Below are 21,637 nucleotides of genomic sequence, written 5' to 3' on the forward strand. Positions count from 1 at the left end.
GTGAATGTCGGCACGGTTCTTTCCTGTGTCATCCAGCGGCGGAGGGGATCACCGAAGCCCTGGTGAATCCAGCCGTCGGTTATTTTTCGCTGTTTCGCGATGGCAGTGCCCAATGCGCCAATGCCAACAGCAATCTCGGTATCAGGACCCCTGGCAAGGGTTGATGACTCCTTCGCCGAACGTGCGGTTCCGCTGTTGCAAGAGGCGGTTCAGTCCATTTCCGATGATGTGAATCGCGCAGGGCGACAGCCTGAACAGATATTCCGGATCCGAAGGAATTCGAGCTGTGAAGCATAATTTAGATCGAGAATTACCTCGTTCAGGTATACGCCCCGGCCCGAACCAGCAGCAGGATCACTATTAGCCCTTGGGATACTAAACACATGAGCATCGAATTTCAGTCCGCAGTCCATCAGGTCCCTGGTGCGGGAGGGCGGCTCTCCGCCCACGTGTATGAAACGCTTAAGACCCGGCTCCTCGAGGGGGACTACCCCGCGGGCTCCAAGTTATCTGTCGAGTACATCAGGACTGAATTCGGAGTAAGCAAACAGCCCGTCATGGAAGCGTTGCGTTTGCTGTCCTCCGAAGGCCTCGTGGAGATTTTCCCCCAGATCGGATGCGTCGTCGCCAGCTATTCCCAGCCGGAAGTCGCAGATTTCTTCCGCATGTTCTCCGCCTTTGAAGGTGCCATAGCGGGAGTGTCCGCCGGCCGCAGCACGCTCCGGGCGCTCGAGGAACTGGACTCAATATCGCTAAAGATCGTCGAACTCGCAGACAACCCGGACGCAGCCGCTCGTGCCCGCCACTACCGACTGCTCAACCGCAGGTTCCACGAGACCATTCACGAAATGGGTTCCTCAAGGATCATCGCTAATGCAGGCCGGAGAATGTGGGACCTGAGCGACTTCCTGGTCAGCACCGCCGGCCCGCCCCAGCCCATGGCAGGGATCATCAGAGAACGCCAGGAAGATCACGACCGGATCCGGGAAGCCCTCGCACGGGGCGACGCGGCTACCGCCAGAAAGGAAATGGAAGAACACGTCCTGAGCTGCATCTGGCTCCTCCAGGTAGAAGAAGCCACAGCCTAACTGCATCGACTGGTCGACGAGGCAAGGTGGATAGGGGTCGCTTCAGCATGTCAGAAAGTTTGACAGCCTTGCACGAAAGTCGATCCGGTCCCCTTTGGAGCAGTTCAACAGCCCGAGAGTTCGACCGTGCAAAAGACGGTGAACCACTGGTAACGCGGTCTGGGCAGCGGCGTTGCCGTTCCTTGTTCCCGCGGAACTCAAGCTGCTGCGTTCACTTCATCACCAACGCGCTGACCGGCCGGTTCAGCAGCCACCACCGCTACATGGCCGAACTGTATCTGCACCGGATCGACGCCCACACCGCCGACATCGACGCCCTCAGCGCCAGGATCGAGGAAGCGATCGAACCCTTTCGCCTCGCCCGGGAACTCCTCGTGAGCATCCCGGGATTCAGCACCACAATCGCCGAGATCTTCATCGCCGAAACCGGCGCCGACATGACCGTGTTGCCCACCGCGGGACACCTGGCATCATGGACCGGCACGTCCCCGGGCTCCAATGAATCCGCCGGACGGGTCAAATCAACCAAAACACGCCCCGGCCACCGCTACCTCAAAGCTGCCCTGGGCATCGCTGCCCTGTCGGCAGCACGATCGAAAAACACCTACTTCGCCGCAAAGTACTCACGTATCACCGCCCGGCGAGGACCCATGAAAGCACTCGTCGCGGTCGAACACTCCATGCTCACCGCGGCCTGGCACATGCTCTGAGCGGCTGATCGCTGGTAGTCGGCACGCTGGAGGTCAGCGACAAGAGGGAAAGGAAAAGCCGGCGGGCTCCCAGGCAATACGTTGATGCCAGAGGTCCGCCGGCCGCGATTTCGCAATTCAGACACCGGCCGCGACAGCTGCCCCGACTGGATTTGAAGAGGTGAAAAGGGAATCGAGGCGAGGCTTCACGAGCTCCACAAAGTTACGGATGCCCCGAGAAGTCGTGTCATGGTCCATGAAGCCCGCTTGCCCGTGGAGGATCAGATGACCGAAACCTCCTACGCGGTCGTGGAATTCCTCGATTTGTGCCGTGACAGTGCTCGGACTCCCTGCGAACATGATTCCGGACTCCAACAGTTGATCCATGGTCATGCTGGCCAGGTCGAAGGCTGATTTGCCGCCCTGCAGTGCTGCTGCGCGGACGAAATACGGCGTGTAACCTGGCGGGAGAATGAAATGCGGCGGAACTTTGTTGGAGCGCAGATACCACATCAGCTGTTCCGCGCCTTCCATTCCTTCGTCGTCCGTACGTCCAACGTAGGTCATGGCGCAATAGGCGAGCCGGTCCGCTGGGACTTCGCCTTTCCCGCTTTCTGCCCACCGCGTCCGGTAGGCGTCAAAAACCTTCTTGGTGCCTTCGTACCCGGTGAGGAAGGTTGCCAAGACGTAGTCGTTGTCCGCGATCCGGGGAACGGAAGTTGGCGACATCCCGGTGACCCAGATGGGAGGGTGTGGCTGCGTGTAGGGGCGCGGCCAGATGTTGACCTGGCGGTGCTGGAAGTGCTCGCCTTCCCAGTTGAACGGCCCGTCGTGGTTTTCCCACGCGGCCTTGATCAGATCTATTGCTTCCCACATACGCTCGTTCATGCGCACTGGGGAAGAATTAGTGGCTGACACTTCGTAGGGAACGCCGCGGACAAAGCCTACTTCCAGGCGTCCCCGGCTCAGCAGGTCTACCAGGGCCATTTCCTCGGCGACGCGAACCGGATCTTTTCTGTTGGACACCGGATTTCCGAGAACCAGAATTTTTGCGTTTTTCGTGACCTGGGAGAGGGCCGCCGCTACGACGGGGGCGGCAGCGTCCATACACGTTGCCGTGCCATGGTGCTCGTTAACCATGATGTTGAGGCCGGCTTCGTCCGCGACCTTCCAGTCTTCTATGTAGCGCGCCCAGAGGTCGGCCGCTTTGGCCGGGTCGATGACCGAGTTTGGCATGGTGACCCGGACTGAGTCGTAAGTTTTCTCCGGGGGAAGGTCAGGGTAGGGCGTCTCGCTGAAGTGCCAATATTCCATGTTTTCTATCCTCTGTTTGGAGTCGTCTTAGCCGCGGACGAGTTCGGCGATGTCTGTGGGCCGGTCGATCTGGGCGCAGTGGCCGGCGTCGGGAAGCAGCTCAAGGGACGATCTGGGAATGAAGTCCGCGAATGCTTGGGCATAGTCCGGCCCGACGATTCCGTCCTGCTCTCCCCGGACGACCCTGCAAGGAACCGAGATCCGGCTGAGCCAGTACTTAAGGCGGGGATTGTGCATGTAAGGCTCCCACGCATAGGTGGCCAGCGCTTCCTCGTTCCGTGCGAGAAGGAGCACATCCTCTGGATCGGCAGACTTCAAATCCCTGAGCGGATTCTTGTCCGAAGCAGCAAATCGGGCGGCATCCACCAGCTCGCGGGCGGTGGCAAAGACATCCAAAATTTCCCTTTCGGTTGGAGCCCCGACTTTGATTCCGACGGGGTTGACCAGGGTCAACTGCCCAAGGCGTGAACAGTCCCTGATCGCCAGTTCAGCGCCAACCCATGCCCCGAACTGCAAGCCCACGAGGTGGACATCCCTCAAGTCGAACTGATCAAGCAAATTGAGATAGGTGTAGGCCAGGTCGTCCACACCCCGGAACCATGTGGGCATGGGAGACAGGCCGAAGCCAGGGTGCGTTGGGACGTAGACGGTGTGGTCGAGGGCCAGAGCCTCTATGAGCTCGTGGTTTGCCTCTGATCCTTCCGCCCCATGGAGCAGCAGGATTGGCGGGCCGGACCCGACCACCTTTAGGTCCAGGACGATGTCAGGGGAGAGGACAGTGCCGGTGAGATGGTCCACTAGTGTGAGCGTCTTGAGTGCGTTAGGCATGGGTTTCCTTTGCAGGCTTGAAGCTGAGTGATGCTGACGTGGCGGGTCCTGTGCTCTGATGGGACACCTCACGTCCGGATCGTTTAGGAGATGTGCGTCCTGACATTTGCCGGGAGTTCTTCCCGGCTTGTTTCACGGAGGCGCAGAACAAACAGGAGGCTGATAGCGCCCGCAACGGCTACATACCAGCCCGGCGCGAGGTTGTTGCCGGTGCGTTCGATGAGCAGGGTTGCAACGAACGGTGCAGTGCCGCTGAAAAGGGCTGTACTTACTGCATATGCAATGCCGAACCCGGACACGCGGACCTCTGTTGGGAACAGCTCGGCAAATGCCGCAGGTGTCACGCCGCAGAATATCGCTACCGGAATCCACATCACCATTTGGCCCACATATACCGCCGCCATCGAACCGGTGAGGACGATCATCAAACCGACCAGCGGGAGAATGATGCAGGACATACAGGCGAGAATGAGCAGGGGCTTGCGTCCGACGCGGTCCGAAAGCCATCCGAAAACAGGGATCAACAGGGCTCCGAACAATGTGGCCACCACGACGGACAGGGTGGCCGGCACCGTCTCGATACGAATCACCGTCCGTAGGTACGACAGCATGAAAGACACAACGGTGTACGTACTGATGGCGAAGGCTATGACGATGCCCATGACAATCAGCATGTTCTTTCCGTGGGATCGCACAACGGTCCTGAGAGGAGACTTTTCTACCGCAGCTTCGTCCCTGAGGGTGTTGAATTCCGGCGTCTCGTCGATCTTCAAACGCATGTACGTGCCAATGAGAAGGAGCGGGAAGCTCAGCAGGAACGGGATCCTCCAACCCCACGCGGCCATGTCGGCCGAGGACAGAATGACGGTGAAGACCAGCACAACGCTGCCTCCTATCGCCATCCCCAAGATGGAGGAGAAGTACGCGAGAGAACCGAAGAGTCCGCGTCGGCCAGCCGGCGCGTGCTCCACCAGGAAGGAGGTCGAGGCCCCGTATTCGCCCCCGACCGAAAAACCTTGGAAGAGCCTGGCCACAGTCAGCAGCACGGCGGCGAGCATTCCCACTTGGGCGTGCGTCGGAATGAGCCCGAGCAGGACGGTAGCAACGCCCATCACCGTCACGGAAACGATGAGTGCTTTCTTTCGGCCGGTCCTGTCGGCCAGCCAGCCGAAGAAGACGGCTCCAACGGGACGCATGATGAATCCGACGGCGAGCACAGCAAACGTTGAGAGTATGGATGTGAGCGGGTCGCGGCTGGGAAAGAACAATTGTGAGATGACGGGTGTCAAATAGGCGTAGACGGCGAAGTCGTACCATTCGAGAGTATTGCCCAGGGTGGCCGCGAGAATGGCTCGCCTGGATCCGCTGGCTGGGCGGGAGGGCTTTGGGATCACACCCATAGTGGTTTCCGTGGTCATGGAGTCACCTTTTCTTCCTTGAAAACGTGCTGGGGCTGAGTTGAGGATGGGGAGTCTCACCGTGGGGGGAGGCTGCGCCGCCCTCAACATTAGGGACGCGGCTGGCCGCTGACTGTGATTAGAGTCACTCTCCGTGGTGAGAATTGTTGAAAAGTGGATTCGGGCAGGGGGAGAACAAAGGCTGTGCCGATGACGGCACTCGCGCAGATTTCTTGCGTGATTCGGACGCCTTGCTCGCGGGACCTCAGACCCCGCGGCCCAGATCGGTCAGTTGTTCCCGGTCCGTGATCAGAATGCCCGAGGCACGGCGCTCAACGATTCCGTCCTCGCGAAGCGTCCTAAGGGCGCGTGCCACCACTTCGCGGACTGATCCGATTGCTTCTGCAATGCTGTGCTGGTCCGCCTGAACGACCAGGCCCTCAGGAGTGTCCACGGCCAAATCGAGCATGTGCCGGCTTACGCGCTGGAGTACGGATCCGAAGACATTCTCCGTCAGCAGCTCGATCACCTCGAAAAGGACCGCCGTGACTTCTTTCAGAAGCAATCCCGCCAGCTCCGGGCTGGTCTTCAATTGCCTTTGTATCATCGCAACATTGAGCAGGATCACCTCGCACTCCGTGACTGCTTCAGCACCCACTGGAGAGACGCTGGCCAGCATCGACGGCAGTCCGATGACCTGTCCCGGACCGGCATAACGGAGCGTGACTTGCCGTCCGTCCTGGGATGACGCCTGGACCCGCGCTCGACCCTTGTGGATCAGAGCGAATCGCGCCGCTCGGAACGCAGCGTAGATTGTATTTCCCGCCGGGACGGTGACCACGAACGCGTCCGCGAGTAAGGTGTCGCGTAAGTCGTCCGGAAGTTGCCTCAGATAGCTGAGATTCCATGCGGAGAGGGCCGCGGGATCTATTCCCCCTTCAAGCGGCGTCTTTGCCACGTGCTGTGCTCCTCGCGGTTAGGGTTGCGACCGGTTTGCGTAGGCGATCTCAGGTCCGTCGAAGGACGACGGATCACGATTGATATTCCTCCGGGAGAAATTCACTACGTCTTTCACAAACCGGTCCGGAAATTCGATGTTGGGCATGTGCCCGCAATTCTCGTAGGTTAGCAGTTCACTTGACGGTATGCGCCGCGAGATTTCCGTGGCGTAGTCCGGCAGCCGGAGTGGATCCTCGGCACCGGCCACGACCAGGGTAGGGCAGCGGACGTCCTCATACCGCGTCCGATCTTCCTTGCCGAACTCTCCGCCACGATGCGGAGGTCCCGGCGGATTGAGGCGGGCAGCCGCCGCGCACTGCCAAGCACCGGGGACCAGGCTCAGTTCATGCCTCCAAACCACAAAATCCTCGTCTTCAGTCCATTTTCGGTCATGAAGCAGGACCCCGAGAATCCGGCGCATGCCTTCTTTCGTCAGGTCATATTCCTGGATCACTCGGCGAGCTTCGTTGTCAGGGACAAAGCCACCCCCGCTGACTACAACGGCTGCGGCAGCCTCAAATGCTGTGTTCCCGTTCGCCAGCTCCTGAACGAGGTAGGTTCCGCCCATGGAGTTTCCAACGATGACGGGCGGTTCGGGGAGACGAAGATTATGAATGAACTGACCCATGTGCTGAAGGCGGCGTCCTCTGGGATTTACAAAATCGACAATCTTGTCGCTTTGTCCAAAGCCCAGCCAATCCGGGGCATAGACATGGAATCCCGCCGAGGCGAGCAAGGAAATTGTCGTGCTCCAAGAGGATTCGGCGCATCCGCCGTATTCGCCAGAGTGAAGCAGGACCATGGGGTACCCGCCTTCGCCGGCTTCCAGATAATGCGTCTTCAGTCCAATGGTTTCACTGAACCGCGAGTGGAATTGCGTCACTTTCACTCCTTGGTCTGCTCAGGTCCTGATGCTCCACGTGCGCCTGCAAAGCGGTCTGGTCGCTGGAAAGCCAACCATGGCTCTTGGCGTATGAGACCATGCCGTCGAAGCCGATCCAGAATGTGGCCCCTTGACCTGCAAGCTGGCTCTTTAGCCATGGAATTGAAACCCAGGCATTGCCGCCAAGCAATTCACCGACACCGGCCGTTGCCATGGCGTCTCCCGCGGCCTCAGGCGACAGCCTGGGGTCCACAACGACTTTGAAGTCACTAAACCTGTCGACATCGGTCAGGACGCAGCTGGTCTCGCCAACACTTCCGATTTCAACCTTCACGCGCACAGGCCTTCCACAGAACCGAGCGTGGTGCCACGGTGGAAGACCAGCGGGCGACGATCACCGCGTTCGAGGGCTTCCACCCGGCCGATTGCTATTTCGTGGTCCCCTCCGTCAAAGACATCAACGAGCCTGCATGCCAAATGGCCCACCGATCCGTTGAGAATAGGCAAGCCGTCTTCCGTGCGGTAGTCCACGCCGGCAAACTTGTCCGCTCCGGACCTTGCGAAGGCACCCGAGAGTTCGCCCTGATCTGCCGAAAGGATGTTGACGACGAACCGGCCCGTGTCGCGTAGATGGGCCCAGGTCGACGACTTCTTCGCAGGGCAGAAAAGGATCAAAGGCGGTTCGAGGGACAAGGAGCTGAAAGAGTTCACGGCCATGCCCACGGGGTTTCCGAAACCATCCGTGCCCGTCACAATCGAGACGCCGGTAACCCAATCGCCACAGGCGTTGCGAAGTTGCCTCGGATCAACAGTGGTGCGGATTGAAGATGCGATAGTCATTTCTAATCTCCTAAGAACGATTGACAGCGACTAATGCTCTTCATTCTTGGCGACTGCGTAGGCGGGGTCTGTGACTTTCGCTACATGCCCGCGGAAGCCTGATCACTTGGGTCTCCAGCGTGGAACTCGTGTAGATCAGGTAAGGGCCGCGCTGGCAAATCCGCCGCGGATAGTCCTGCGGCACTCCTGGCTCCTTCTTCCCGCACTTATCACCCGCACAAAGCTGTGGCGTAATCGCTTGGAGCCCATTGCGCCCGGTCATTCCCAGACCGCTGCATGCATCCGGCCCCAAAATCTGGCGCCCGATGCATTTGCGTGCTTTGTCGTCATTGTCGTTGACGGTTACGACCTCCGAAGCAAGACAGCGGCGGTCGTGCGCGAATTCAGGAGTCAGATCCACTTGGGCGCTGCGGGCGCGTCCTCCCGTGAGGTTCCGCTCTGGACGGCGGTGACGCCGCCGCTGCCCCGGCCGGCGGCCCATTCGACCACTGCGGGAAGCGGGCCGGAAACCACTGTCGGGGACTGTGCGGAGGTGGCGCCGAGGGTGGGTTCCGGATCCTGCCCGGTCACCTTGACCACGAGCCCGGTGTCGGTGCCGCGGGTTTTCCAGGCGCCGGTGATGTCCGCCAGCAGGCGGGCAAGGACGGGTGCCGGGATGTCCGCGAACGTGGCCCCGTTGTCCAGGTCCACCGCGTGCATCCAGACCTCCCGGGTGCGCATCCACACCGTCTCGGTGGCGGGGACTTCCCGGCCCTGGATGGTGCGCACTTTGTGGTGCCAGGCGTCCTCTGGCAGGTCGCGCCATTCCACGTTCAGGTGCACCGCGGAGTGGTCGAAGAGGTGCCGGAGCGCGATCGGGCTCAGCGTGGCGCCGAACGCGATCTCGTGGTCCCGGACCTCGGTGGAGGCATACATCGGAGTCTCCACCCCGGTGCCCGCCCACTCGACCAGGCGCGCGATGGCCCGGGCGTTGTAGCCGATGTGCGCCGTGATGTGGCGGCGGCTCCAGCCCGCGAGCAGCGAATCACCGTCGAGTTCCGCGTCGGACAGCTCGTTGAGCTTGCGGGCGAAGAACGCCGTGCCCCGCCGTGCGTGCAGCAGGGCCGCGAGCAGGTCCGGGTCCGTCGTCTGGTCGTGGCGTTCCACTATCAGGCTTCCTTGACCACGCGGTTCTTCAGCTGGCCCAGGCCCTCGATGCTGGTGACCAGGACCTGGCCCTCCTGCAGGTAGCGCTTGGGCTCCTGGGCGTGGCCCACGCCTCCCGGGGTGCCGGTGGCGATCACGTCGCCCGGGTTCAGCGTGATGATGGTGGAGATGTAGGAGACCAGGAACTCCGGGGTGAAGACCACGTCGTTGGTGGGGGTCTGTTGCTGGATCTCGCCGTCCACGGCGGAGGTCATCAGGCCGGCGCTGAACTCATCCCTGGTGACCAGGGCGGGGCCGAACGGGGTGGACTTCTCCCAGGTCTTGCCCTGCAGCCACTGGATGGTGCGGAACTGGTAGTCGCGCATGCTCACGTCGTTGAGCACGGCGTAGCCGGCGATGTGCTCGGCGGCGTCGGCCTCGCTGATCCGGCGGCCCTTCTTGCCGATCACGACGGCGAGTTCGGCCTCCCAGTCGACCTTGTCCGATTCCTGCGGCAGGGCCAGGTCATCGTTGGGGCCGATCAGGGATTCCTGGTACTTGGCGAACAGGGTGGGGTACTCCGGGACTTCCCGGCCCATCTCCTTGATGTGGTTGCGGTAGTTGTGCCCGACGCAGATGATCTTGCCCGGGAACGGCACGACGGCGTCCAGGTCGGCGCCGTCGGCCGGGTGCGTGGCGCCGGCGGCGGCCTGGGCGGTTTCTTCCCAGCCTGCGGTGTTCAGCAGCTCGCCGACGTTGGCGAAGCCGTCGATCTCGGTCAGGGTGTCGCCGTCCTGGCGGACTGCCTTGGTTCCATGGTCAGTGCGGAGGGTGAGGAGTCTCATTTGTTGTTGCGTCCTTCGATGTAGGTGCGGTTAAAATTCAGCCGTTCAAAAATGGGGGCATCGCTGAAGCGGAAGAGGTCGAATTCCGTCTCGGCATGCAAAGACCAAGCGGTCCAGGACGGGACCACGAACAGGTCGCCCTTGGCCAGGTTCCTGGTTTCGCCGTTCAGGACCACGGAGCCGGAGCCCTCGAAGACCTGCCAGACACTGGAACCGACCTCGTGGAGGGCCTCCGTGGAGGCGCCGGCGCGCAGCCGGTGGAATTCGGCCCGGATGGTGGGCATCACGTCCCCGCCGGTGGTGGGGTTGGTGTAGCGAACCGCGGCGTGGCCCTGGGAGACGGTCGCGGGGTGGCCCTCGTCCTCGAGCAGCAGCTGCTCGCGCAGGGCACGGTCGGTGTGCTCCCAGCGGTACGCGGCGATGGGGGAGCTGGTGGTGTCATCCAGCCCGGAGAGCGGGCGCAGGCCCGGATGCGCCCAGAGCCGTTCGGAGCGGGAGATGTCAGGGGTGGCATCGTCGGTGACCCGTTCGGTGCCGAACTCGAAGAAGCCGGCGTCGGCGTAGTGCACGAACGGGATGTCCAGGCCGTCGATCCAGGCCATCGGCGCATCGGTGTCATTGTGGTGGCCGTGGAAGTTCCAGCCCGGGGTCAGCAGGAAGTCCCCGCGGGACATGCGCACCGGGTCGCCGTTGACGACCGTCCAGACGCCCTCACCCTCGACCACGAAACGGAACGCGTTCTGGGAGTGGCGGTGCTCCGGGGCTGTCTCGCGGGCCCCGAGGTACTGGATGGCCGCCCACAGCGTGGGGGTGGCGTACGGGGTCTTGCCCAGCCCCGGGTTGGCGAGGGCAATCGCGCGGCGTTCCCCGCCGCGGCCCACGGGCACCAGGTCGCCGGCGCGCGCCGCCAGCGGGTAGAGGTCGTTCCAGCGCCAGACATGCGGAACGGCCTTGGGGGAAGGGACCATGGGCATGAGGTCCGCGATCTGGGTCCACAGCGGGATCAGGTTCCCGGACTCAAAATCCTCGTACAGCTTCTCCAGCTGTACAGCCTCCTCCGGCGTCGGCTCCGCAGCGGTGTGCTGGGCGGCGACTGATTCATGCGTTGGATTCTGTGTCATGATCTTCCCTTCTACTTTGCCGGGGCGCCGGCGGCGGCCAGGCGTCCGGCGATGTCGGCCCGGAGGTCCTTCTTGTTGATCTTGCCCACCTTCGTGGTGGGCAATTCATCGAGGACCACGAGGCGCTCGGGGATCTTGAAAGCCGCCACACCGGTCTGCCGCAGCATCTCCTGGATTTGCTCGAGGGTCACCTCGCGTCCGGGCTTAACGGTGATGTAGAGGCAGAGCCGTTCACCGAGCAGCGGGTCCGGCATGGAGACTGCCGCGGCCATGGTCACGTCCTCGATCCGGTACACGAGGCTTTCGATTTCCTCGGCCGAGATCTTCTCCCCACCCCGGTTGATCATGTCCTTGTCGCGTCCCTTGACGATCAGGTTTCCGTCCGGGCGCCGTTCGACGATGTCCCCGCTGGCGTACCAGCCGTCGGGGGTAAAGGCCCGTTCGTTGGCTTCGGGTGCGCGGTAGTAGCCCCGCGGGGTATAGGGTCCACGGGTCAGGATGGCGCCGGGGACTCCGTCCGGCAGATCCTCGCCGGCGTCATCGACGATGCGGACCTCGTCGGCTTCGGATACGGGGCGTCCCTGAGTGGTGCAGATGACGTCTTCGGGGTCGTCCAGCCGTGTGGTGTTGATCAGACCCTCTGCCATGCCGAAGACCTGCTGCAGGGATGCGCCCAGGACGGGCTTCACCTTCCGGGCGATTTCGTCCGGCAGCCGTGACCCGCCGACCTGGAGCACTTCGAGGCTGGCCAGCTGGCCGGTCCCGGTTTCCTGCTGGTACTCGACCCAGCGCTGGGCCACAGCGGGGACCGCCGTGGAGAGGGTGACCTTCTCCCGTTCTATCGTGGCGAATGCCTTGCGCGGTTCGGGGCTTGGAAGCATGACGGCCCGGCCGCCGGCGAACAGGATGCCGAGGATGCCGGGGCAGGCGAGCGGGAAGTTGTGGCTGGCCGGCAATGTTCCCAGGTAGACGGTGTCCTCGGTGACTGCGGTGGCTGCTGACGTGGCCCTGATGTTATAGGCATAGTCGTTGTGGGTCCGGGCAATGAGCTTGGGCAGCCCGGTGGTGCCGCCGGAGAGCAGGAACAACGCCGGGGAATCAGATGCCGGCGCGGCAGCGTCCAGCCGGGCACGCGTGCCCGGCACGTCCGTTCCGGGGGCCAGGATGTCCTCGAGGCGCGTGTTGGCGGGTTTGGCGGCTCCCGAAACGAGGATGTACTCCAGGGACGGAATGGTTGACTCCAGTCCTTCGGCGAGGGCCTGGTGGTCAAAGTCCTTGATGACGTCCGGCACGGCGATGGCCCGTGATTCGGAGAGCTCCGTGAGGAAGGACAGCTCGTATTGCCGGTGCGCCGGCAGCGCCATCACGGGAATGATCCCGGCCCGGAAACAGGCCAGTGTCAGCACCGTGAACTGCCAGCCGTTGGGCAGCTGGACCATGATGCGGTCATCGGCTTTGAGGCCCAACTGCAGCAGGCGTTCGGCGGCGGCATCCACCCTGTCGGCCAGTTCCGCGTAGCTCAGGCGCACGTCCCCCTCGACCACCGCGGTCTTGTCCGGAAGCCGGTCGGCGGAGTCGAGAAGGTAGGCGCCCAGCGGGCGGTCTTCCCAATAGCCCTTGCTGCGGAAATGGGCTGCGAGATCTGGGGGCCAGGGAACGGTGCCTTCACTGGTGTGGCTGGTCATTGAATGTCCTCCTCGACATTGATCACTACGGCATCAAGCGCTACGAGCCCGTCATGGGTCAGGCGCAAGGGGTTGATTTCGATCTCTGCGATTCCGTCATTGGAAACGAGGGCATCTCCAAGCCTGACCAGCAATCCGGCCAGATCGGCAGAGTCCAGCACGGGTCCTGCGCGGAAGCCGTACAGCAGTTCGCGGGCCTTCAGCTCGCCGGGCATGCCTTCGGCCGCGCGGACAGAAAGCGGTGCGGAGCGGATGGAAATGTCGGCAAAGACTTCCGCTGCGGTGCCGCCCAGGCCCAGGACGATGATTGGTCCGAAGACCGGGTCGCGGCGGGCCCCGACCACAAGGTCGACGCCGGGGGCGGCCATCGCTTCGACCAGGAATTCGCGGGCCCCTGCGGCTTCGAGTCCGTCCAGGGCGCGGTCCATGACTGCGGGGGAGTCCACCCCGAGGTGCACCCCGCCGATCTCAGTTTTGTGCAGGATGGCGGCGTCGAGCAGTTTGACCGCGACAGGTCCGCCCAGTTCGCTCAGAGCCTCGTGGGCGGCGGCGCGGGTGATGCAGCGCCGCCGCGATGGGGTGGCGATGCCGAGGGCATCGAGGAGTTCCTTGGAACGGTTTTCGTCCCAGGGCCCCTGCAGATCCGGCCACGTGAAGGCACCGGCGGGGGCCTGCGCGCGCTGGAACTGCCCGCGGGCGTCGTTGACCAGGGCGGTAATGCCATTGGCGAGCGACGTCGGTCCGCCGATCAGCGGCAGGTCCTGCTGCTGCGCGGACTTTTTCGCGCGTTCCAGGTCGCCGTCGGGGCCGTCCACGCCGATCAGGATCGGCAGGGAACCGGCGGCGCCGGAGGCTCCGACCGACAGCGGCAGGTCCGCGACGGGTTCCGTCAGCCCGTAAACCGCGACGACGTCGATGGCCGGGTCGGCGGCGACGGCCGCCACGATCTTCTCATAGCCGGGTCCGGGCCGGCCGGTGTCCACGGGGTTGGCCTGGAAGGTCAGCGGCGGCAGGAGCGTGCCGATGGTGTCCTGGCTGGCCTGGGCCAGGCGTGGCAGCGTGACGCCGGCGCCGTGGAGGGCATCGGCGATCAGCAGGCCGGGGCCGGCCTGGCCGGTAACGAGCCCGACGCCGGGGTCGGCGGCGGGTGCCAGACGGCGCCCGGCCAGGGCGGTGACGGCGGCAACCAGCTGGTTCTCGTCGTCGACGAGCACCGCGCCGGCCTGCTTGAGGACGGCCCGGGTGGTGCGCCAGGACGTGGCCAGTGCCCCGGTGTGGGACTGGGCGAACTCGGAAACATCGTTCCGGCCGACCACCAGGGCAACCACCGGCTTGACGGCACTCAGGCGTGCGACGGCGTTGATGAGGGCCGGGCCGTCGCTGACGGTTTCGAGGTGCAGGGCGACGGCTTTGGTCTGCACATCGGAGATCAGGTAGTCCAGGACATCGGGTGCGGTGATGTCCGTGCCCGCTCCGATGCCGACGGCGAGGCTGACGCCCACGCCGGCGCGCTGGAGGTGGAAGGCCAGGACGTGGTTGACTCCGCCGCTGGCGGCCACGACGGCCACGGAGCCGGGTTCGAGTTCCGCGACGCCGGGGACGAAGCTGGCGCGCAGCTTGCGGTGGGGGACGAAGAAGCCAGAGGTGTTCGGGCCGAGCAGCCGGATTCCGGTGTCCCGGACAGCTGCCATGACGTTGCGGTCGAATTCGATGCCGGGGCCGCCGGCTTCGGCGAAACCACCGGCGCAGACCAGGGCAGCCTTGGCGCCGTTCGCTGCGCTGTCCCGTAGGGCCTGGGCGGTGGCGGCCGCGGGGATGCAGAGCACGGCCAGGTCCGGGCCGCCGGGGATGGCAGCTGCGGCGTCGGCGATGCTGGTGTGCATGCCGTTCTCGCCGCGGCTGTTCACCAGTTCTACGGGGGCCGGGTAGCGGGAGAGCGACTGCGCCATGACGGCGCCGAGCTTCTCCGGGCTGGAGGAGGCGCCGACGACAATGATGCCGCGGGGTGCAAAGAGTGGGGTCAGGTCATGCATCGGTTGCCTCCGTGGCTGAGCTGGCGACGGCGTCTGCCCGGCCGGAAAGGATCTGGGTGAGGGCTGAGACGGGGCCGCGGTCATCGACGATGACGCTGGTCAGGCCGCGGCCGAGCCGGGCCTCCTCGGAGAGCAGGGTACGGGTGAACGGGTTGCCGCCTTGGATCACGATGGCTGCGGCCCGGGCGGGCAGCTGGTCGAAAGCGGCGGCCAGGCCCTCCTCGGTGTCCGGGGCGGTGAGCAGCAGTCCCGTGGTGGCGCTGGCGTCGGCCGGGTCGGTGACCAGGGGAATGCGGTCGCCGGACCCGGTCAGGGCGGCCTGCCCATCTTCGTGGGTGAGGGAGAGCATGCGGCCGCAGAACCGGGCGGATCCCGCGTCGAGCGGCGTTTCCAGTGGCGTGTGTCCGTGCCTGGCCAGCCAGTCCGCTTCAACGGACTCGACCAGGCCGGCGTCGCGCTGGCGGATCTTGTCGATGTCGATGCTGCGGGAGAAGAAGTGGAAGGTGAACTCGGTCGGGTCGAAGGAGTCGTAATACCGGGCGAAGTTCTCCCACCAGCTCAGGCCGCCGCGGGCCTGGTTCTGGATCTTGGCGACCTGGGGCTGGCGCTCGGCCTCATAGTTGGTGAAGGCCGTCTCGAGGTCGTCCTGGTGCGCCGCAACTTCCCGGACCAGGGTAATGGCGTCTTCCATGGCCATCTTGGTGCCGGAACCGACGGAGAAGTGCGCGGTGTGCACGGCGTCTCCGAGCAGGACGACGTTGCCCTTGTGCCAGGAACGGGTGCGGCGGGTGCGGAAATTCGCCCAGCGGGAGTTGTTTGCCACGAGCGGCTCACCGGCGATGTCTTCGGCGAAGAGCTTCTCGAGGAACCGCTGCGTCTTCAGGTCCGAGAGACCCGGGGGCTGGCTGACGTCGAATTCGTCGAGTCCGGCCTTGCGCCAGGTCTCCTCGTCCGTTTCGACGATGAAGGTGCTCAGGTCATCGCTGATCGGATAGCCGTGCACGGCGAAGTTGCCGAACTCGCTCTTACGGTGGAGAAAGGTCATGCCCTTGAACTTGTGGCTCGTGCCGAACCAGATGAACTTGGCCGTGGCGGTTTCAGCGGTGTGGCCCAGACTCTCGCCCAGCTGCTCGCGGGTCGAGGAGTTGGCGCCGTCGGCGCCGACGATCAGGTCGAAACCGTCCAGCCGGGACAGCTCGGGCACATATTCGCCAAAACGCAGGTTGACGCCGGCTTCCGCTGCCCGGTCCTGCATCAGCTGCAGCAAGGTCTTGCGGTAGATGGCGGCCATGCCGTTGCCGGCGAAGGTCTTCCGTTCTCCCTTGAGCCAGACCTCGATGTCATCCCAGTGGGTGCCGAAGTCCCGGAGCCCGTTGAGCACAACCGGATCCGCCTCATTGATCCGGCGCAGCGTTGCGTCTGAAAAGACGACGCCGAAGCCGAAGGCATCGGTCGCCTGGTTCCGTTCGAAGAGCACCACCTCTGCGTCGGGAACGGTCTGCTTGAACAGGGTTGAGAAGAACAGTCCGCCGGGACCGCCGCCGATGCAGGCTATGCGAAGTGCCATCGATGCCACCTTCTAGAGATTGGGGAGTAGGTAAGATAGGTCTCGTTCCGAGTATGTTACTTAAAAAGGTTGAACGTCAAGTTCTTGTTACATATCGGCTTCGGTAATCACGGCGATAGGCCGCCCGATGACGCTCTCCACGTAGGCGTTCGCCTGTGGTCCCAGCTGTCCGTGCACCCGGCTGAACAGGCTAAACGCCGCCGGGCCGGGCCAGCCCCCCGGTTGAAGTTCTTGCGGCAGTTCGGGATCGCGGAACGGGAAGCGGCGGAAATCATCGATGATCCGGGTGCGTTGCACCAGGGCCTGCTTCCCGTCTTTGCCGCTGTTGCCGCGTTCGTTGTCCAGGTGCGCATAGGTGCTCAAAAAGTTCCGGTAGTCCCGCCCCAGCGATTCCAGGTCCCAGCATCGGGCGGCCAGATCCCGGGCCGCCTCTGCGTCATCCGAACCGCACCAGAGGACATCCACCCGGGCAGGCTCAAACTGGGATGCGAGCTCCTTTGCTTCCCGGGAGAGGTTGTGCGGGGTCAGCCAGGTCGAGGGGGAGAGCTGGCCGAACCCTGTCCAGGCCAGCTGCTTGCGAAGTTGTTCACGCACCGCCCGCTCGGATTCCGGCACCTGGTAGATAACCATGGTCCAGCGGCCGGTCCAGGGTTCCTCCCTGCGGCGGAAGATCCGCGCCCGGCCCTGGATGAGCACGTCGAGCATGTTCTCACTTAGGGTGTAGACCGTCTCCCGGCCCTCCCGACGGGTGGTGAACCAGCCCTCTTTCTTGAGCCGCGACATGCTGACCCGGATGGTGGCCGGTTCCATTCCGAATGCCATCATCAATTCGGTTAGCTCGCCCAGTTTGACCTCCCCGCCGGCATAACGAAGATAGTCCCCAAATAGGTTCAGGACGAGCGACCGCGGCGTCTCAGCCATATGCACTCCTGGTAGCTAAGGTAAATGTAACAAATAATTCGGCGAACACCACCTCTACGTTACATTGGCGGGGTTGTCCAGATCACGCAAGTGGACTTGACCCCGCTATCAACCAAATTCAGCTGACCCGCCAATGCCAACAATGTCGAGATAAAGTCAAGCGGAGTCCGAAATATTGGCAGCTGATAGCTGCCCATCCTGGACCCTAGATGCTCGCTCGGTCGATGACATTGAGAATATGCCGCCGGTCGTCTGCGAACCAGATCGTGTGTTGCTGATCTCGTGCTCGAAGGCGCCTCCATCTGGCCCTTCGTAATTGCTGCTTAGCGAACAACGGTCGTTGCAACAACCAAAAGCAAGGGGGTTGCAACGAACGCTAGAACCGCCTGACATTCTCTGGCGAGAGCCCGCAACTATGCCGAGGCTGCTGCCAGGGCGGTCTAGTGTGCGGGGTCCCGGCGGCTGTCGGCTCGGCATAGTTACAGGCTGTCAACGTGCTCCGCCCCGGACTGGCAGAGCAGCTCGATCAGGCGCAGCACCGCGGGAACCGGTGACTGGGCTCCGGTCCCGGTGAGCAGATCCGGTCGTTCTTCAAGCGCCCATGCCAGACGGCGGCGCTGGCCCGGTTGAGGAGCGGCGGCCAGTATCGCCGCGTGTGCGGCCCCAGCCCCGATCGCGGGATCGGCGGCGGCGACGATCTTGGCGATGACGATGACCGGGTCGGGCTCATCGCGGACCGGGCATCCGACGCAGCGGGGGCCGCCGTCACGGGTGCGGGTGGCTACCGGCCGGTCCCGGCCGCAGCCCGTGCATGGCTCGGGGCGGGGTCCGCAGACTCCGCAGTACCAGTTCTCGCCGTTGCGTTGCATCGCTCTCAAGGCCTTGTGGCAGCCGGTGCAGACCGGGGCCGAGACCCTCACCGCGCCGGCCTTGACCAGGCCGATCAGCAGGTCCCCGACGGCGCGCGGGGCGGGTGAGAGTCCATCAGTGAGCAACGCCGGTCGCCGGCGAAGGGCTTGGGCCAGCCGGCGGGCCTTGGCCCGGCCCCCGGCAACGCCGACCACCACGTCCTGAATCACAGCCCGGCCAAGACCGGTCTCGAGGCCCGCCACCAGATCGATGATTACTCTCAACGGGTCCGAGGCCACCCCGGTGCCGGTGGCGTCGGTGCCGGCAGTGTGGGGGTCGGCAGTGTCTGTGTCGGGCTTCACCGGCTACGCGTCGGGGCCGGTGATACGGGCCCGTTTCGGGCGCAGAGCACCCACCGGGCCCGCGCCGGAGCCGGCCGCTTTGGCTTTGCGCGCCGGTTCGGCCGCCGCCACCGGTTCGATCAGTTCCTCCATCGAGCAGTCCAAAATGTCCAGCAGCGCGACGAGTGTTTTGAGGCTAAGCCGCTCAGGACGCTCAACCACCAGACGATAGATCTGGCTGGATGAAAGATGGATTCCACGATCGGCCAGTAGAGGGGCCAAATCGGTGGTCGCGAACATGGACCGGCTGGCCATGACCTGGCGCAGATGCCATCGATAGTCGAGTTGGCGTGTCATTTACGGCTCCTTTAGCTCTGACTGGGACTGGTCGAAGGCCGGGGTGAGCGCTTTGCGCAAGGCAGTATTCATGAAATCGGAACTCACATGGGTGTAAATCGCGGTGGAGGCGTCACTGCGGTGCCCGACTGACTCCTGGATGAACCGCCGGTCCACCCCGTCCTCGGTCAGTTGGGTCACATAAGAATGTCGCAAGGAGTGGGGCGTGAGCGCACGCGGTAACTCCAACGCGTCGCGGTAGGCGACGAACCGGGCATTGATCTCGGCGGGCTTGACCCTGCCGCCTCTTTCCGTCAGCCACAATGCCGGATGATCGACACAGTCGAAGCGGGGCCGAATGTTCTCGACGTAGTCGATGACGGCCTCCACCGCCCATCCCATGATCGAGGCGACATTCCGCCGCCGCGGTGTCTGCCCGCGCACCGCTTAGCCATAGCGCACGTGCAGCATCCCGTACCGGCCGAACTCCGGTGCTGCGTGGTTCCGGCCCCAATCAGTCAGATCCAACTTCGAGGTCTCCGTGCGGCGCAGGCCCCACCCGTAGATCACCTTGAACAGCGTCGCATCACGATACGCCGCCAACGCACCCTTGCGTTTGGACCGCACCGCCCGGTCAACCTGCTCGTCGGCGTAATCCAAGAACCGTTGCAGCTCCTGGCGGGTGAACGGCCGCGCCTCCGGCACGCCCTCGTAGTCATTGAGGTTGGCGATGGTGTTCCACTCATGGGTGATCGGTACCGGATGCGTGCCGAAAGCTTCCTGGCAGGCCTGCGCCCACCCATACCGGGCATCGGTGATGTATTCGCTGAACAGCCGCAGAACCGCCTGATGTCCTCGGATCGTGGACGGCGCCAAATGCTCCTCAGAGGTCAGCGACTGCGACCACTCGTCCACATCGGCCGGCCCCCAGTTCCATGGATACTCATTGGTGAACTCCACAAAACGACGCACCAACTGCTCCCGGGGCACCATCGTCTCTTCCTGCAGCCCGCGAGATCCCTGCTGCGCCCGCCAGCCAGAAAACATCGATTCCACCATCGCGTCTTCGGGGCGCAGCTGCACCACGCCGGAAACCAGTTCCAGATGCGCGGCACCGGCCAAATCACCGCGCCCCAACCGGACCACCGACCTCAAAATATGCAACCATTCAACGAACGTATCATGCATTAAATGGGGCCAACTGGACGCAAGGTCTAAAGCGGTTTGGAAGACCGCGAGGCCGCTGGCATTTGTTGCGAACCGGGAAAACAGAATTGGCCAACGCGGATCCGCGTTGGCCAATTCCGGGTTAGAGCTTTCGCCGGCTAAAAGTCCAGGGACTTTCGATGTCTCGGGCAGTTTCGAACATGCGATGAAGGCCATGAGGCAGACGGCGACGAGGTAGAAGGCCGGGGAGAGGTTGTTTCCGGTACTGGCGATCAGCCATGTGGCGATGAAGGGAGCGGTGCCGCCGAATATCGTGTATGCAAGGTTGTAGGTTGCTGCTGACGCTGTGTAGCGCACCTTTGTGGGGAACAGTTCGGACATGAGGACGGCAGTAACGATACCGGTCATGACGGCGCCTATACCGAGCAGGAACTGCCCGAGTACTGAAAGCCCGAGGTTGCCTGTCCCGGCGAGCATGAATGCAGGGAAGACTGTGATGATTAGGACGATGCAGGCCGAGCGGGTGGTGTTTCGGCGTCCTATCCGGTCGGAAAGACGGCCCATGAAGGGGCAGAGTAGGCCGGCGAAAACCAGGCAGAGGCAGCTTGAAAGCAGCGATTCGGGTCGGCTGAGTTTTCCGACGACCTGCATGAACGTCGCCATGTATGTTGTGAATGTGTAGAACGAGAGGGCGGTGGCGGAGATGAATCCGGCCAAGGTAAGGATCGTTCGCCAGTGGGTCCGAATGGTTTCGCGCAGTGGAGCTGCTTCGACTTCCTTTCCTTCTTCTATGTTCTGGAAGAGTGGTGTTTCGCCGAGCTTGGAGCGCAGATAGAAACCGAAGAGGCCTAGGGGTATTGCGAGGAGGAACGGAATTCTCCAGCCCCAGTCGTTCATACTGTCGGGGCCCACCACCTGGGCAAGGAGGTATGTGAAGCCGGCGGCGAAGGCGAACGAGAAGAATGTGCTGACGGGAACGAAGCTCGCGTATGTGGCTTTCTTCTCTGTTGGGGCGTGTTCGATTACGTAAGCGCAGGCCCCGGCGTATTCACCACCTGCTGAAAATCCCTGAAGGCAACGAGCTACCACCAGAAGGATGGGGGCCCAGATACCCCAGATGGCGTAGTCGGGCAGGATGCCAATGGAGGCGGTGGATCCGGAGATCAAGAGGATCGTCAGGACGAGTGTTCTCTTCCGTCCGATCCTGTCGCCGAGTCTGCCGAAAAAGACTCCACCGATAGGACGTAAGGCGAACGCCACAGCGAACACCGCGAAGGTTTCCAGGAGTGCCGTAGTCGGATTGCTTCCGGGGAAGAACTTGGCAGCCAGGATGGTCGCCAGATATCCGTAGACGGCAAAGTCGTACCACTCGATGAAATTGCCTACGGCGGCTGCGGAAATCACCTTCTTCAGCAGCTTTGGACTAACGGAACCTGTCTGGTCAATGGTGGGATTCACGGTCAATTTCATCGTCTCCTGTTGGGGATCTGGGCCCTCGTGCTCGGACCGCTCGTTCTCGCTGGCATCGTTGCCGAGGAAGGAGCTCGCCGAGTGGAAGATGCAAGCCGGCAGCACAGCACGCTGCATTTCGTAATACAGATCGTATTAC

The 21,637-nt window shown here is 63.2% G+C and carries 19 protein-coding genes and 2 pseudogenes; 3 read left to right on the forward strand and 18 right to left on the reverse strand.

The features are described 5' to 3' along the window. Positions 1-87 precede the first annotated feature (87 nt). The 3 genes and pseudogenes from AC50YA_RS20605 to AC50YA_RS20615 all read left to right on the forward strand — a co-directional run. Positions 88-297, forward strand: a pseudogene (locus AC50YA_RS20605) (hypothetical protein); the annotation flags it as partial. An 86-nt stretch (positions 298-383) separates the two neighbouring features. Continuing rightward, positions 384-1,088 carry a GntR family transcriptional regulator gene (locus tag AC50YA_RS20610; RefSeq protein WP_494984057.1) on the forward strand — a complete coding sequence of 235 codons (705 nt, stop codon included), beginning with the start codon at positions 384-386 and terminating at the stop codon, positions 1,086-1,088. A gap of 164 nt (positions 1,089-1,252) precedes the next feature. Beyond that, positions 1,253-1,795, forward strand: a pseudogene (locus tag AC50YA_RS20615) (transposase); the annotation flags it as partial. 120 nt (positions 1,796-1,915) lie between these two features. Here AC50YA_RS20615 and AC50YA_RS20620 read toward each other — a convergent pair. The 18 genes from AC50YA_RS20620 to AC50YA_RS20705 form a co-directional block, all read right to left on the reverse strand. Continuing rightward, a complete protein-coding gene (locus AC50YA_RS20620; RefSeq protein ID WP_494984058.1) occupies positions 1,916-3,091 on the reverse strand; it encodes an LLM class flavin-dependent oxidoreductase in 1,176 nt (391 codons plus the stop codon). A gap of 27 nt (positions 3,092-3,118) precedes the next feature. Further along, positions 3,119-3,919, reverse strand: coding sequence for an alpha/beta fold hydrolase (locus AC50YA_RS20625; RefSeq protein WP_494984059.1), 801 nt, complete (start codon positions 3,917-3,919; stop codon positions 3,119-3,121). Between the two features lie 83 nt (positions 3,920-4,002). Then, a complete protein-coding gene (locus AC50YA_RS20630) occupies positions 4,003-5,337 on the reverse strand; it encodes an MFS transporter (RefSeq protein ID WP_494984060.1) in 1,335 nt (444 codons plus the stop codon). Between the two features lie 244 nt (positions 5,338-5,581). Beyond that, complete coding sequence (locus AC50YA_RS20635) at positions 5,582-6,274, reverse strand: Crp/Fnr family transcriptional regulator (protein WP_494984061.1); 693 nt, start codon at positions 6,272-6,274, stop codon at positions 5,582-5,584. 18 nt (positions 6,275-6,292) lie between these two features. Further along, positions 6,293-7,198 (reverse strand): alpha/beta fold hydrolase, encoded by a 906-nt coding sequence (locus tag AC50YA_RS20640; RefSeq protein ID WP_494984062.1) that lies wholly within the window; start codon positions 7,196-7,198, stop codon positions 6,293-6,295. After that, on the reverse strand, positions 7,170-7,532 hold the full coding sequence (locus AC50YA_RS20645; protein ID WP_494984063.1) for a hypothetical protein: 363 nt from the start codon (positions 7,530-7,532) through the stop codon (positions 7,170-7,172). Before AC50YA_RS20645 ends, AC50YA_RS20640 begins: the two co-directional genes overlap by 29 nt. After that, positions 7,529-8,038, reverse strand: coding sequence for a flavin reductase family protein (locus tag AC50YA_RS20650; RefSeq protein WP_494984064.1), 510 nt, complete (start codon positions 8,036-8,038; stop codon positions 7,529-7,531). Before AC50YA_RS20650 ends, AC50YA_RS20645 begins: the two co-directional genes overlap by 4 nt. Positions 8,039-8,428: 390 nt before the next feature. Then, a complete protein-coding gene (locus tag AC50YA_RS20655) occupies positions 8,429-9,187 on the reverse strand; it encodes a maleylpyruvate isomerase family mycothiol-dependent enzyme (protein WP_494984082.1) in 759 nt (252 codons plus the stop codon). Beyond that, entirely contained in the window at positions 9,187-10,008 is an 822-nt protein-coding gene (locus AC50YA_RS20660) for a fumarylacetoacetate hydrolase family protein (RefSeq protein WP_494984065.1), read from the reverse strand. Before AC50YA_RS20660 ends, AC50YA_RS20655 begins: the two co-directional genes overlap by 1 nt. Continuing rightward, positions 10,005-11,129, reverse strand: coding sequence for a cupin domain-containing protein (locus tag AC50YA_RS20665; RefSeq protein ID WP_494984066.1), 1,125 nt, complete (start codon positions 11,127-11,129; stop codon positions 10,005-10,007). Before AC50YA_RS20665 ends, AC50YA_RS20660 begins: the two co-directional genes overlap by 4 nt. 11 nt (positions 11,130-11,140) lie before the next feature. Beyond that, positions 11,141-12,814, reverse strand: a complete 1,674-nt coding sequence (locus tag AC50YA_RS20670) for a (2,3-dihydroxybenzoyl)adenylate synthase (RefSeq protein WP_494984067.1) — start codon at positions 12,812-12,814, stop codon at positions 11,141-11,143. Continuing rightward, positions 12,811-14,847 (reverse strand): acetate--CoA ligase family protein, encoded by a 2,037-nt coding sequence (locus AC50YA_RS20675; protein ID WP_494984068.1) that lies wholly within the window; start codon positions 14,845-14,847, stop codon positions 12,811-12,813. The genes AC50YA_RS20670 and AC50YA_RS20675 overlap by 4 nt, the downstream gene beginning before the upstream one ends. After that, complete coding sequence (locus tag AC50YA_RS20680; protein WP_494984069.1) at positions 14,840-16,414, reverse strand: FAD-dependent monooxygenase; 1,575 nt, start codon at positions 16,412-16,414, stop codon at positions 14,840-14,842. The genes AC50YA_RS20675 and AC50YA_RS20680 overlap by 8 nt, the downstream gene beginning before the upstream one ends. An 87-nt stretch (positions 16,415-16,501) precedes the next feature. Further along, a complete protein-coding gene (locus AC50YA_RS20685) occupies positions 16,502-17,335 on the reverse strand; it encodes a PaaX family transcriptional regulator (RefSeq protein ID WP_494984070.1) in 834 nt (277 codons plus the stop codon). 479 nt (positions 17,336-17,814) lie between these two features. Continuing rightward, a complete protein-coding gene (locus tag AC50YA_RS20690; protein ID WP_494984071.1) occupies positions 17,815-18,546 on the reverse strand; it encodes a hypothetical protein in 732 nt (243 codons plus the stop codon). A 3-nt stretch (positions 18,547-18,549) separates the two neighbouring features. Then, entirely contained in the window at positions 18,550-18,882 is a 333-nt protein-coding gene (locus AC50YA_RS20695; protein WP_494984072.1) for a helix-turn-helix domain-containing protein, read from the reverse strand. Beyond that, positions 18,883-19,251: a tyrosine-type recombinase/integrase gene (locus AC50YA_RS20700; RefSeq protein ID WP_494984073.1), complete on the reverse strand. Its 369-nt coding sequence runs from the start codon at positions 19,249-19,251 to the stop codon at positions 18,883-18,885. A 57-nt stretch (positions 19,252-19,308) separates the two neighbouring features. Further along, positions 19,309-21,615: an MFS transporter gene (locus AC50YA_RS20705; RefSeq protein ID WP_494984074.1), complete on the reverse strand. Its 2,307-nt coding sequence runs from the start codon at positions 21,613-21,615 to the stop codon at positions 19,309-19,311. Between the last annotated feature and the right edge of the window lie 22 nt (positions 21,616-21,637).

It is taken from the genome of Pseudarthrobacter sp. RHLT3-21 (genome assembly GCF_059383495.1).

Bases quoted from the DNA above. Each gene is read 5' to 3' on its own strand.
- AC50YA_RS20610 (WP_494984057.1), top strand. From the start codon at position 384: ATGAGCATCGAATTTCAGTCCGCAGTCCATCAGGTCCCTGGTGCGGGA.
- AC50YA_RS20620 (WP_494984058.1), bottom strand. From the start codon at position 3,091: ATGGAATATTGGCACTTCAGCGAGACGCCCTACCCTGACCTTCCCCCG.
- AC50YA_RS20625 (WP_494984059.1), bottom strand. From the start codon at position 3,919: ATGCCTAACGCACTCAAGACGCTCACACTAGTGGACCATCTCACCGGC.
- AC50YA_RS20630 (WP_494984060.1), bottom strand. From the start codon at position 5,337: ATGACCACGGAAACCACTATGGGTGTGATCCCAAAGCCCTCCCGCCCA.
- AC50YA_RS20650 (WP_494984064.1), bottom strand. From the start codon at position 8,038: ATGACTATCGCATCTTCAATCCGCACCACTGTTGATCCGAGGCAACTT.
- AC50YA_RS20660 (WP_494984065.1), bottom strand. From the start codon at position 10,008: ATGAGACTCCTCACCCTCCGCACTGACCATGGAACCAAGGCAGTCCGC.
- AC50YA_RS20665 (WP_494984066.1), bottom strand. From the start codon at position 11,129: ATGACACAGAATCCAACGCATGAATCAGTCGCCGCCCAGCACACCGCT.
- AC50YA_RS20670 (WP_494984067.1), bottom strand. From the start codon at position 12,814: ATGACCAGCCACACCAGTGAAGGCACCGTTCCCTGGCCCCCAGATCTC.
- AC50YA_RS20675 (WP_494984068.1), bottom strand. From the start codon at position 14,847: ATGCATGACCTGACCCCACTCTTTGCACCCCGCGGCATCATTGTCGTC.
- AC50YA_RS20680 (WP_494984069.1), bottom strand. From the start codon at position 16,414: ATGGCACTTCGCATAGCCTGCATCGGCGGCGGTCCCGGCGGACTGTTC.
- AC50YA_RS20685 (WP_494984070.1), bottom strand. From the start codon at position 17,335: ATGGCTGAGACGCCGCGGTCGCTCGTCCTGAACCTATTTGGGGACTAT.
- AC50YA_RS20695 (WP_494984072.1), bottom strand. From the start codon at position 18,882: ATGACACGCCAACTCGACTATCGATGGCATCTGCGCCAGGTCATGGCC.
- AC50YA_RS20705 (WP_494984074.1), bottom strand. From the start codon at position 21,615: ATGCAGCGTGCTGTGCTGCCGGCTTGCATCTTCCACTCGGCGAGCTCC.